3 protein-coding genes are annotated in these 6000 nt (G+C 62.2%); 1 reads left to right on the top strand and 2 read right to left on the bottom strand.

Annotated features, from left to right (window positions below; all coding sequences use genetic code 11):
• The first annotated feature begins 939 nt into the window (after positions 1 to 939).
• Positions 940 to 4416, top strand: a complete 3477-nt coding sequence (locus Q0066_RS00935) for a hypothetical protein (protein WP_298129153.1) — start codon at positions 940 to 942, stop codon at positions 4414 to 4416.
• A 317-nt stretch (positions 4417 to 4733) separates the two neighbouring features.
• On the opposite strand, the gene Q0066_RS00930 is transcribed toward Q0066_RS00935, so the two are convergent.
• The gene (locus Q0066_RS00930; RefSeq protein WP_298129151.1) at positions 4734 to 5018 is read right to left on the bottom strand and encodes a hypothetical protein; all 285 of its coding nucleotides are present in this window, start codon (positions 5016 to 5018) and stop codon (positions 4734 to 4736) included.
• A gap of 3 nt (positions 5019 to 5021) precedes the next feature.
• A complete protein-coding gene (locus Q0066_RS00925; RefSeq protein ID WP_298129149.1) occupies positions 5022 to 5795 on the bottom strand; it encodes a hypothetical protein in 774 nt (257 codons plus the stop codon).
• Positions 5796 to 6000 lie beyond the last annotated feature (205 nt).

Below are 6000 nucleotides of genomic sequence, written 5' to 3'. Positions count from 1 at the left end.
CACCCCAGATGGAATGTTGCCATGACTAGGGTATACGCACGGGTTTCCAGCGGACGCCCAAGTTGTGCCAACACCGAGAGCCAACAAACGCCCCTGAATCGGCCTCATCTGATGGAAGCGTGCTTTGCCGACTGACTTCGAGTGCCTGTTAGCCCCAGGGCGACGGGCGCTCAGGCACCAGTCATTGTGCAACAGTTGCCAGAACTCAGCCGGAACTCACGGGCGTGCAATTGTCATCACGGGAGCGTCGACTTCCGACTCGCCTTGACACCGAGGACCAATAGTGGCCCGATGGCTTTCCAGCGTTCCGAGCCTATACCTTCAGTCTTCCCATCCACTTCAACCACTCGACGTGAAGCTGGCGTAAACGACTCCCCGCTGGCCTCCGCGATCTCACGCGTTGATTGTGGAAGGCCCCGGCGAGCCCGCGCCGCACCCCTTGCGGTCTACTCCCATGCTCTGCGCGATCGCTCGCATCGAGCCACCGCCGAGGTGGAGCTTTACCGCTCCAGCGGCTTCCTAGACTCCAGGCCACGTTGCCTTCTAGTGACGCCCGTCGGGTCATATGTGCCGACACTGTGGCGCGGTGCACCCCGTCCTGATCCGCGAACTGGACCGCCGTCGCACCGGTCAGGCCGTCGTCAACAAATTCGATCGACCTGGATCGGCGCGGTTCCAGCGCTACGACAACGATAGACGCCCCGCTTCCGGCGGATGACAAGGGTTCAGCTGTGGGGCAAGGTTGACGAAGGTCCTACCCCCGTCAGCCACGACCCTGTCGGTGACACCTGCCAGAATGGGCCTGTGGCCTGCATTCGCACGGATTCCGTACCGCGAGGCATTGACGGACCCTCTCTTGCTGCTGTTGCCGCTGGCCTGATGCTCCTTCCTTCGAATGCGCCGCGGCTTGTTCGTTTGCATCGGCTGGCCGCTTTGGGCATGGCACTGAATGGCACCGGGGCTCCACCAGTGAGCCCAAGCGCAGTCCGATCGATCCTGAAGCGGGAGGACATCGGCGGCCATCGCATATTGATGCAGGAGGACCCGTACTCGGAGGTCCTTATCCACAGCATCAGCTTCACCGGCGGGCCATACCTCGTATCAGCAGGGTCGGGCGAGCACACGGTCGCTGACTTGGAGGACCTAGTCGACGCTGCCTTCCGTGAGCGATGGATGCCGGACGAGCTACGAGGTCCAGCCCGCCAGCTGATCCAAGGCCTCCTTACCGTCAGCGACATCGTGCTTAAGCGGGCTGGGCTCACACGAGGCACCCCGCCAGGAGGATCGGCGGGAACCCCCATCGACGTGCCGGGCGCAGCACGACTCAAGGCACTTGCTAACGCGGCATTCATCTCGAACGATGAACTCGATGTTCATGGGAGCTGGCTGCGCATTGTCGTCGATACGTTCGCGCTTCATCCCGGCCAGCTGGACGACCCGTGCGCAAACGACACAACTGATGACCGCCTCTACGTAACGCCATTCCTTCGGCTTGGGGACGGATACCTAGTGGCACTGCCGCTTGATCTTCTCATCACCATCCGGTTCCACCTTCTGAGGTTCGCGCACCAAGCGGGTCAACTCGAAGAACTCGGCCAGCGCTTGCGGAAGGCTGCGCTGCGCCGATTCATGAGGCTGCTTCCGAGCGGTTCCTCTCCCGTGCTCCTTGAGCGGGGCACGGCTATAAGCAGATATCTTCTGAAGATCGACTCGAAACGCGACCTTCACCTGGTCGTCGCAACTGACCCGCTTGTTGACTGGGAGTTGGACGTGTGGGGCTCGTATGACACCCGGGCGCCCCTGGATCACCTCACCGACCTTGTGTCTCCGCTCACCCGAGGCACGTACTCATCAGCGGAGGAGGTTCTACACCTCGTCTTGACCGACAGCCCCGGCCGATCTGCGTTCTGGGGCGTCCCGAATGTCGACGGCGCAGAGCCCATGCTCATCGCTCGCTCCGACGACTTGGAAGTGATTATGCATCAGGAGCCAGACGGACTGCTGGGCTTGTTGCTGTTCGCCGAGGCAATCCATAAGCGGCAGGGCGCGTCGATGTCCACAGACATCCTCGACGAGTTCTGTTCCTATGTGGATCACGAAAAGTCGTTCTACTTCTCGGATGACGACGTACCCACATTCACGGTCTTCCAGCCCGGAGACGGGCTGTACCCGCGCAAGAAGTATCTCGTCGAGACGGACCGCCACGGAGTTGTGCCACCAGTGCCAAATCCGCCGATCGTTCAGGCGCGACGCCTTTATACGCGGGATGCGCCAGAGATATTTCTCATTGAGCCAAGTAGTTCCTACGTCGGCTATGTCGTCGAGATGATCGACCACACAGTCTTCGTCACCGTCGACATTGAAGGGGCTGAGCCTGTCGGCGTGGAGACGACCCTTCTTGAGTGCGTCGCCTACTGGGTGCGCGAGTGCGCCTACCGCACCGGCGCCCGGCCAGGGGCAGCGATAACCGAACTTACTGTCCGGTTGATCGACCCGGAGTCTTGGAGAACGGTTCACGACTGGTCGCGCGCCGATCCCGCAGTCAGGATGACGCAAGTAGAGAGCGGGTACACCCTGGCGTTCACAGAGACGTTTGTCGCCCTCCTCCAAGAGGCAGTGAACGCTGCGGAGCGCGAACTCGTGAAGGTGCTATTGACCAATCTCTTCGGAACGGGGAGTACTGATCTGGGTTCGAGCCTTGATGCGGTCGCCCCCTTGGGTTCGAAACGGATGATCAACGCCTTCGACCAGAATCATGCTCCGGACATGCTGGCCAAGAACCTGCCTCGTGCTCTGAAAGGTCACGACCAACTCACGGCCCAAGTGCTTGACGAGTTGGGCCAGTGGCTCCGGTCGTCGACCGGCGGCGGCTTCCAGATCGGCGGGCTCCTGGGTCCAGAAAGGGTCCGGGTGCTCAATGCGGCTGTGGGGCACCTCTTCAGTCGGCTTGAGACCGATATCGCCTCGTACGACAAACGAGCCCTTCTCGACTTCCTTGTCGCACAGAACGAGGCCCTCCTCCACGACGCAAAGTTCAGCTCGATCATGCTGAAGTCGCGCTTGGCGTGCTTCGGCGAGCAGTCAGAGACCGTCGCCGAGCTGGTTGACCACCGGAAGGCGAGCGCGACTGCGCAACGAGCGAATCGCTTCCTGATTGAGTACGTGGCCGCGCAACCACCAGGCGGGGAACGCGTGATTGAAGTGCTCGACTACTACCGCGTCCTGGGCATTGCGGTCGAACTCATCCAGAGAGCAACTACCTCGGACTTCCTTCATTACGGCCTTGCCGACTTCGAGGTCTCTATTCTCGGATCAGGGCGCCTTGGAGTGAGCCGAGAGGAACCGGTAATCGCGGCCATGGACACTTACGCCGCGAACTCTGGTATGCGATCAGTTCGGGCCGCGGTGAATGACGGCGCTGGAGATGGGGTCGACGACTTCGACGTCCCTGACTTCATAGCCCGCAGCGAGCTTGCCATGCGTGCCGAGTTTGGGTTCACCCTGACTGAGCTCCGAGAGGTATGTGGGGGCCTGCTGGACTTGGCCACAGCTGATCAGGTGACACGCATCAATCGCTCACGGGCTATCTCAGAAGTGTCGACAGAGCGGGGCATTGCGAACGAAGTCGTGTCTGCTGTTGTGGATGGGATCACCCTCGCAGAGCGGGAGTCCTTCCTCGGCATCGGACAGGATGCCTGGCCGTGGCGCTTCAACCGCGACATGTCGTACGTTCGGCGGCCGCTCGTGCTTCAGGGCCATGAGTTGGTCTTCGGCTTTCGCAGCATCTACGAACTAGGCCCGTACTGGATCGACAACTTGCTGTCCGGGCGCTTGCAGGGTCGAGCGAAGACAGCGGAGATGCGGCGGTGCATCTCTGAGGCCCGGGGCAAGATCAACAGTGCCTTCGCCCGTTCGGTAGCCGCCAAGCTTGAGAGTCTCGGCATGACCACGCGATTGTCTGTGAACAAGATCGGCAAGCGTCGCATCACCGACACCTCCGGCCGTGACCTCGGGGACATCGACGTCCTCGCAACCCATCCACAGACCCGGACGATCATTGCGGTCGAGGCGAAGGACTTCGAGGTCGCGCGAACACCAGCCGAGATCACCGGCGAGCTTGAGAAGCTGTTCGCAGGCAAGAGGGGTAAGAAGCCCACGATTCAGCTCCACAGCAGACGCGTCGACTGGCTAAGGCAGCACCTCAGCGATGTCACCGAGTTCCTTGGTGCAGACGGCAACGGCGCGCCCTGGCACTTGGCGGGCGCCGTGGTGACGAGCGACCCACTCATCACCCCCCTCGTCAATACCAGCCCCTTTCCTGTGATCCCCTTTGACGATCTCGGACTCGCGACGCTGACCCTCGCACCTCGCGGCAACGAGCGCTCCCGAAGTCGGAGGAAGCGCAGGCGGCGCTAGCCGTCTGCACATGCTTTGGGGCAGACAGACCGACTTCAGTGGCTCTTCAGCACCAGTGAGTACGTCCGGGACCTTGGCCTGCCGCTGTCGTCGTTGAACGCGTGCGCGGCCCTGCCGCTCGTGACCGTCGAGAGCTGGTCCGGCACTTGGCGCAGCGACCGCATCCCCTCGCTGAGTTCGCCGACTACCCCCATCCCTCGACCGATCGCCCTCGTCGAAACGCCGACTCGGGCGAGGCCGACGGCTTCAGCCTTCTCGTCGAGGCAGACACCTGGAGGGCGGCTCGGCATGTTGCGATGGCGAAGGTTTGAGAACACCTAACCACCCCTCGAAGCGGCACGTTCACGGATACGCAGCAGATCCGCGACGACCAGATAGGTCTGAACGACGCATGTGTCGACTTCGTACGTGGTCACGTTGCCGTGCACGCCCTTGCTTGCGAGATTGTTCAGCGCGCGTAGCCGCACGTCGACATCCTTGAGTGCAGCCTGCACTACCGCACCATTCTCATGCGTACCGACCGTCTCGGCTACGTACTGCAAGAGCCGGTTCACAAACGCCGTGTCATTGAGCCGGCGGGACTTTCCATCGACGCCCACCACTGGTTATGATCTGGCCGGATAGAGCTGGTCCGCCAGCGTCTTCAGCACGCGCCGACAGGACGTCAAGGCGTGCGCTCGATCTTCGTCGCCGCCGTCCTTCAGCCGCCGGTAGGCGGTCTGAAACTGCTCAAGGGCCGGTGGCGATATGGTCATGAGTTGCTTGTCGACATACGTCCGCAGCCGGTGAAAAGTCTCCGCCGTGGCCTCGCCGAAACTGAGTTCGTACTCGGTTTCGGTCAGGAACTCCCAAAGCCGAGCCTTGATGCGGGCAAGCACCGTCTCAAGCGCGATGCGCGATGCGACAAGCTGCGTACGCGCCCGATCCTGGTCGGACACGTGCTTGCCGAGATCGTAGCTGTGCATGCCCGGTGGCGGCGACACGAGTGTCGCAGCCTCCTGCTCCCGCAGTGTCCGCGTCAACTCTTCGATCTGTTGAACGCTCCGAAGGTTCGCCTCTCGCGTGCCATCCACCCGTCGCCGACTGATGTAGCCGTCGTATTCCGCAGTCCACTTCGCGTTGGCCTCGTCACCTGGGATCGTCGTGAGCAGGCGCGCCGCCAGGGACTCACGTGAGGGTCGTGAGGCTTCTGACTGGTTTGTGAACTGGTTGGCGACATCCGTCGACTCCAGCGCCATCCAAGAGAGCGCCACACCATCGCCCCGCAGGGATGCGACCCGTTGACAACGCCGCGTGAGCGCGGCGACCGTCATACCGGGCGCCTCGAACTGGTCCAGCGTCTCCTGGACAAGGTTCGATGCGCGGTCAACGTCAGGCACCCGCTAAGGCTATCGGTTGGGCACCGCGCTTCCGCCCAGGCTAGGCGAACCGACTGGTGCGACCTTGTACTCGGCGGTCGAGGGTGGTGCGGTAGATCGACGCCTGGCTGGTGTTGGCTGACCTGCAGGCGCTTGCCTCCGACCTGACCACGACGCACTCACGCTGGCAAGACCCGATCATCGAGACGGTTACCCACGGCACCGC

Origin of the sequence: Micropruina sp., assembly GCF_027492755.1 — a bacterium.
In the GTDB taxonomy this organism is placed as follows: domain Bacteria; phylum Actinomycetota; class Actinomycetes; order Propionibacteriales; family Propionibacteriaceae; genus Micropruina.
Note: the sequence above shows the minus strand (reverse complement) of the source record. Positions and strands in the feature narration are given on the sequence as shown.